This is a genomic window from Acidisphaera rubrifaciens HS-AP3, assembly GCF_000964365.1.
GTDB classification, from domain to species: domain Bacteria; phylum Pseudomonadota; class Alphaproteobacteria; order Acetobacterales; family Acetobacteraceae; genus Acidisphaera; species Acidisphaera rubrifaciens.
The window spans coordinates 1-1,207 of record NZ_BANB01000208.1; the positions used below are offsets into that span (position 1 = coordinate 1).

The 1,207-nt window shown below is 72.9% G+C and carries 2 protein-coding genes; both read left to right on the forward strand.

The genetic code is table 11. The features are described 5' to 3' along the window. A partial coding sequence (locus B8460_RS07220; RefSeq protein WP_048860910.1) for a PilN domain-containing protein occupies positions 1-529 on the forward strand: 529 nt, incomplete at its 5' end. Next, the gene (gspM, locus tag B8460_RS07225; RefSeq protein WP_048860911.1) at positions 529-1,095 is read left to right on the forward strand and encodes a type II secretion system protein GspM; all 567 of its coding nucleotides are present in this window, start codon (positions 529-531) and stop codon (positions 1,093-1,095) included. The genes B8460_RS07220 and gspM, both read left to right, overlap by 1 nt. Positions 1,096-1,207 lie beyond the last annotated feature (112 nt).

The window sequence follows — 1,207 nt, forward strand, 5'->3', positions numbered from 1 at the left end:
CGGGCGCGGCCGGCCGGTGGTGCTGTGGCGCGCCGACAGCCAGAAGCCCGCGACGCCAGCGCAGCGCCGCCTGCGTCGCGCGCTGGAAGCCGCGACCGTGCTGCTGCTGGTCGCCGCCTACGGCGTCTATGTCCACCGCCTCGGCGCCGAGCGCGACCGGCTGGAACGGCAGGTGGCCGTCGCGGCCCGGCAGGCGGCGGCCGCGCGCGGCATCGCCGACTCCAATGCCCGCATCGAACGCGCCCTCGCGCTCGTGGAGCGGCGGCAGCGGGAGATGGAGCCGCTGATGCTCCTCGACGAGCTGACGCGGCTGGTGCCGGACACGATGTGGGTCAGCCAGCTCACGGTGCGCGGCCGCGGCATCGAGATGATCGGCTATTCGCCGCGCGTCAGCGACCTCATCACCCGCATCGAGAATCACGAAATCTTCTACAATCCGGAGTTCCGCTCCCCGATCACCCGCTCGACGGCCGGGGAGGGGGAGCGCTTCGACCTCGCCTTCGACGTCTGGATCGAGGACCCGCCCTGATGGGCACGTGGCTCCCCTCCGCCCGGCGCGCCCTGGCGCTCGCGATCCTCGTGCTGCTGCCGGTCGTGGCCTGGGTCGCGGTCGTAGCGCCGCTGGTCGATCTCGTGCGCGACCGGCAGGCGGAAATCGAATCGGTCGCCGACCGGCTGGCGACGCTGCGCGCCGTGATCGGCCGCATCCCGACCTTGAAGACGCGCGAGGCGGCCAACCGTCAGCGGCTGGAGGCGGCGGGCGCGATCTGGCCGGAGACCAGCCCGGCGGCGATCGCGGCGGCGATGCAGGACCGGCTGCGCCAGGCCGTCGCCAGCAGCCACGGCGTCCTCAAGACCGCCTCGCGCCTGCAAGGCAAGGGGGAGAAGGACCTCGACGCCGTGCGCATCCGCTTCAGCATCGAGGGCACGCTGGAGACGGTGCGTCAGACGCTCGCGCACATCCAGACCGCGCGGCCCGAGATGTTCGTCGACAGCATGACGATCAAGGCGCCGGCGATCTTTACAAAGGAAAAGCCGCCGCTGCTCGGCCTTGACCTCGAGGTCGTCGGCTACATGCCGAAGGGAGCGCCCTAGCGGTGGCGGCACGCTCCGCGCGCCCCGCCGCCGGGTTGCTCTGGCGCCTCGCCGCGCTCGGCGTCGCGGCGGCGGTGCTGTATCTCGCCGCGACCGTCGCGCCGGACGCCGT

Bases quoted from the DNA above. Each gene is read 5' to 3' on its own strand.
- gspM (WP_048860911.1), top strand. From the start codon at position 529: ATGGGCACGTGGCTCCCCTCCGCCCGGCGCGCCCTGGCGCTCGCGATC.